This window comes from Streptomyces sp. NPDC054932 (assembly GCF_053610205.1).
The window spans coordinates 15,103-19,330 of the sequence record NZ_JBSGXU010000158.1; the positions used below are offsets into that span (position 1 = coordinate 15,103).

Genomic DNA, 4,228 nt, shown 5'->3' on the forward strand with positions numbered 1-4,228 from the left:
TCTTACTCTTCTTTGGGCTCTGGGTGGTGGCCTTCGTAGGCTAGCTCGGGCGCTTCACCCAGCGCACCGCTCTCCCCGCTTTTTTTAAAATGTTGTTGTACCGAGCAGCGTCCGGCTTCGAACACCGCCCCGAGCCTCGCGGCGGAGCACCAGTGGAGCTGACGGACTGTCACCAAAGTCAGCATTGGGTCAGCATTGGTCCTGGCAAAGCTGACCCCACCAGGTCACACATGGGAAAGTACGGTGCCACGAAATCAGCTACCGGGATCCCCTGCAGCGGGCCCCTACGGAACGATCTCCGCGCGGCGTCACCTTCGCTCCAGCTGATCGCGATCCGATCGACCCGATCTAAAAACGTGCAGGTCAGCGCACCCGTCCGCGTGCCTTCAGAGGGCCCGGCGGGAGCGCAGGCGCAGGGATCGGGAGGCCGTCGTAGCCCTTTACTTCGCCGTAGCGGGTGCCTTCCATCCACTCCTTGCGAAACTGGACGATCTCCTCGTTGCTCCGGCCGATCCAGTTCCAGAACCATTGGATCGCTCCACGTTTCCGCAGGTCAGAGCGTTACGCGTCCCTCAAAGTCAGCAAAAGTCAGCATCAGGGCACCACGGCCACGGGCCTGACCAGGAGTTGCTCGGCATCTCGCCCGACGTGGCCCACAATTACCCGAGGTAGTCGATTCGGTCTCTCAGCCTCCGTCTCCGGACCAGTCACGGATCAAGCTCCCGCCTGAACAGCGGCAGACTGCAACCCTCTGACAGGAGTGGTGGCTGTCCGCGCAGCACACAGGCCTCCGTCCTTCAGCCGGTGGGCAGGCTTTCGGTCGTCGGGCGGCGGCGGACGCCGTCCGCGGTGAGCTGTACGAGTTCGCGGCGGACGGTGTCGTGGTGGGTGGGGTGGAAGCCGGGGACGGAACCGATGCGGGCGCCGGAGGTGGGGTCCCAGATCTCCAGGCCGGGTCCGCCTGCCGAGTACAGCAGGCCGTCGGCGGCGAAGAACCGGCCTTCCGGGCCTCCGAACGTCGCCGTCTCGTCGGGCCCCGAGCCGTGGACGCCGAGGTCGACCATGCGGGTGACGTCGAAGACGCGGGCGCCGGGGACCACTGCCTCGTCGTCGTCTCCGAGCCCGCCGAGGACGATCCGCGCCTCGTCCAGCCAGACCATGGGCCGGTTCCAGTGGTACTCGCAAGGAGGCAGCCGCCGGAATTCGACGGCGGGCTGCTCGCCGTGCCAGGCGGACTCCCCGTCGGCGAACCACCGGGCGAGGTCCCAGGTGACGGGCTGGCCCAGCGGGTGCCACAGCCAGGTGTCCGAAGCCAGGCGGGTGCCGCCCGGGCTGAGGTGGAGCGCGCCGTGGAAGCTGTGCGCCCAGGCGGCCTCCTTCTCGGACTCCGGCATCAGGAGGACGGGCTCGCCGGTCGCCGGGTCCGTGCCCGCGATCCGGTTCCACCGGGTGCGGTGCAGGACGACGTCGCGGCCGGCGTGCTCGGTGAACAGGAGGGAGTAGGGGACGGTCTCGCTGTGGTACCCGTCGTTCTCCAGGACCGCGGTGACCGCTCCGGTGGTCAGGTCGATCACCTCGCCGGTGCGGCCGAAGTCGACGGCGACGGCGGCGAACCGGCCGTTGCGGGAGGCGTGCAGCCGCAGGGCCTTGTCGTGCCCGTTCCACGGCTCCGCATCAGCCGGCACGCTGACGCCGGTGGTGGCCAGGTGCGTGCAGGAGCCCGCCTCGGCGTCCCACAGCAGGATCCGCCCGTCGGCCGCGAGCAGCAGCAGTCCCCGCTCGGTTGGAGCGAGGTCCAGGACCGTACCCGTGTCCGCGGGGAACGGGACCAGGGGTCCGGCGCCCGGGACGGGGCGGGAGGCATCGATGGTCTCAGGGCGCCCGACGGAGTCGACCACGCTCCCGTACGAGGTGTCCGAACAGTCCTCACAGATGCGGCCGGTGGTGACCGGCCGGCCGTGTTGGGCTTCTTCGCGGCACAGGGCGCATATCCGCTGATGCTCGAGGCCGTGCCCGGTGTAGTGGATGGAGAAGTCGACCTCGTCGGTCGCGGTCCGGATGTGCTCGCAGACCGGGAGGCCGTAGGCGGGGGCGTCGTGGCCGCAGGCGAGTGCCATGGTGGTGTCTCCTCGAAGTGGTGTTCCGGGCAGGTGGCCGCAGGGTCGGCCACCGGTCGTCCCATTCCATCCGACGGAATACTCGATTCCGGCCCGGTGCAGCATGCGGCGGCCTGATCGAACGCCTTCCCGCGTCCGTTCGGGCAGAGTCGGGCGCAGACGGGAACCACATGTTCGGACGGGGCAGTTCCCGTCGCGACAGGCCGACGCCAAGCGGATGCCAAGCCGATGCCAGGCGTTCCAGGGCAGGGTGGGAGAGACCGCGGCGGCGGCTGTGGTGGTTCGCCGCGCAGACCGGCCGCGGCCGCAACAACCCCTCCCGCGGGCCCCGGTTCCGGCCGTCGGCCCGAACACCAGATCGGCGGTGCACCCCCGTGCTCCTCACCCTCCCCGTCCCGGCTCCGGCCACCTCATCCGTTCCCGCCGACAGGGTAGGAGCGGTAGCACCTCCGCGCAGCCGCAGGTCCGCACCCGGCGGTTCCCGGCACGGCAGCCCCCGGTGCGGGCCGGTGGGCGTGTTGGTGACCGCCGAGGACGCCTTGACGGCAGAGGGTGCGCGGGCGCGGCTGCGCGACTACGCCGGGCTGCGGCCCCTGCCCGCTGCAGAGCGGCACCGGGCCGATGTGCACCTCGTCTTCGCGGACCGGTTCACCGGCGCCACCTTGGATCTCCTGCGTTCGCTGGCCGCCGACGCGCACGATCCGGGAGCCGGGGCAGTGCTGGTGACGGGCGAGGTCCCCGACCGGTATGTCCTGCCCGCCGTGCAATACGGTCTGCGCAGCGTGGTGGCACGCACCGCAGCGGGATTCGATGCGGTGGCCGAGGCCGTCCGGGAGACGGCCCGGGGCAACGCCGTGCTGCCGTCTGGGCTCCAAGGAGCACTCATCGACCAGGTGCTCGGTCTGCGTAGCAGCGTGCTGGAACCCGCCGGGCTTACGTTCTCGGGGCTGGGGATCAGGGAGGTGGAGGTGCTGCGGCTGCTCGCGGAGGGCCTGGACACCGCGGACATCGGGCGCCGGCTGAACTACTCCGAGCGTACGATCAAGCAGGTGATCAGCGGGGTGACGGGTCGGCTGGGCCTGCGCAACCGCACCCAGGCGGTGGCCTACGCTTTCCGGCACGGCGCACGCGATCCGATGCTGCTGGAGACCAGCCTGCCCGGGGTCTTCGCCGCCGGGGACGTCAGGAGCGGTGCGGACGCGGCGTATGCCGGTACCCCTCCGGACTGCTGACAAGGATCCGGGACGGGGTACGGGCGGGCCGGTCCGGCTCCAGGATGCCGCGAAGGTTGGAGACGTAGGAGTGCAGAGAGGTGGTGGGTTTGGCAGGCGTCCGCTGCGTCCAGAGCACGTGGACGAGCCGGTCGACCGGGACATTTCGACCCCGGGCCGAAAGGAGGATTCCCAGGACGGTCCGCGCATGTCGGCGCCCGACCGTCACCGGCCGCCCGCCGACCCGGACATCGAGCGGCCCGAGAACTCCCACCTCCATCATGATCGGCCAAATGTACCAACGGCCGCGCCTCGGATCGCGTCTGCACCCAACACGCCGACGTATGCCAGGAAGGGAACAGCCGGACGCAATCAGTGGCAGGACTGTACGGTCCGGGTGGTGGCTCCATGACAGGTCACGAGGGCGGCTGCGGAAGCCGTCGTACGTGCTCGCGAATGAGGACGTGGTGGGAGGCGGGCGGGCTGATGAAGGCCCGGACCCGTCTCGCGCTCGCCCGGCCTGAACCCGAGCCGGGCGCCGCACCGCAACGCCGGAGTTCACTTGCGGCACCTGCGGCCTTGAGAGCCGGCCCCCGGGGTGCCAGCCTGGGCTTTCCTGCAACCACCGCATCACACTGCGGGCTGTGGCTGGCGAAGTTCGGCCTGGCCGAAGAGGAGTGCGTAGCCGGTGGGGAGTTGGTGGAGGATGCGGGTGAGGAGGTCGGGGCCGGTGAGGCGTGTGACGACGGCGAGGACGGCACCGGTGTCCCAGCGGGCAACGGCCGGGCTGGTGCCGGCGCGGGCGGCCATGTCCTTGATGAAGCTCCAGCCGGTGAGCCGTTCGGTGGCGGGGATCTGGGCGGTCAGGGCCAGGGCGGCTTCGACGGGCAAGGCCTGGGC

3 protein-coding genes and 1 pseudogene are annotated in these 4,228 nt (G+C 70.3%); 1 reads left to right on the forward strand and 3 read right to left on the reverse strand.

Annotated elements, in window-relative coordinates; translation table 11 throughout:
• Window positions 1-363 precede the first annotated feature (363 nt).
• Together ACWGE1_RS31280 and ACWGE1_RS31285 are read right to left on the reverse strand one after the other, a co-directional pair.
• Window positions 364-525 (reverse strand): annotated as a pseudogene (locus ACWGE1_RS31280) (pirin); the annotation flags it as partial.
• Between the two features lie 272 nt (window positions 526-797).
• Window positions 798-2,117 (reverse strand): hypothetical protein, encoded by a 1,320-nt coding sequence (locus tag ACWGE1_RS31285; RefSeq protein ID WP_301364509.1) that lies wholly within the window; start codon window positions 2,115-2,117, stop codon window positions 798-800.
• 509 nt (window positions 2,118-2,626) lie between these two features.
• Here ACWGE1_RS31285 and ACWGE1_RS31290 point away from each other — a divergent pair.
• Window positions 2,627-3,349, forward strand: coding sequence for a LuxR C-terminal-related transcriptional regulator (locus tag ACWGE1_RS31290; protein ID WP_453423816.1), 723 nt, complete (start codon window positions 2,627-2,629; stop codon window positions 3,347-3,349).
• A 609-nt stretch (window positions 3,350-3,958) separates the two neighbouring features.
• Here the strand turns inward: ACWGE1_RS31290 and ACWGE1_RS31295 are convergent.
• Window positions 3,959-4,228 (reverse strand): DUF2267 domain-containing protein (locus ACWGE1_RS31295; RefSeq protein ID WP_453423817.1); only part of this gene is annotated, 270 nt, incomplete at its 5' end.